This window comes from Alkalihalophilus lindianensis, from assembly GCF_032843265.1.
GTDB classification, from domain to species: domain Bacteria; phylum Bacillota; class Bacilli; order Bacillales; family Bacillaceae_D; genus Alkalihalophilus; species Alkalihalophilus lindianensis.
This window is the reverse complement of sequence record NZ_JAWJBA010000407.1, coordinates 1-267: the sequence shown is the minus strand read 5'-3', so window position 1 is coordinate 267 and position 267 is coordinate 1. Positions and strand designations below refer to the sequence as shown.

Sequence of the window (267 nt, the reverse complement as noted above, 5' to 3'; positions counted from 1 at the left end):
GATCGCACCGTCGAGTTGACACAGAACCCGGCCACGGCGTCCACGACATAAAGGTGCGACAGACCCTGGTCGCGCAGATGCGCCGCCAGCGGTGTCGTGGCAAAGGCCGAGGAACTGCGCTTCACGAACAGCGCTTCGCCGGGCAACGCCTGCGCGCAAGCCATGGGCGGATAGCCCGAGGCAACGGGATACAGCGGTGAGGCAGGATCGGCCTCAGCATGGCGGATATGGATCACGGGGCGCCCGGCCTGTCGGCAGGCCTTGGCC

1 protein-coding gene is annotated in these 267 nt (G+C 67.4%); it reads right to left on the bottom strand.

Annotation, left to right across the window (positions count from 1 at the left end; all coding sequences use genetic code 11):
- The coding region (locus RYX56_RS26615) for an isochorismatase family protein (RefSeq protein ID WP_317124181.1) at positions 1 to 267 on the bottom strand (267 nt) is incomplete at both ends.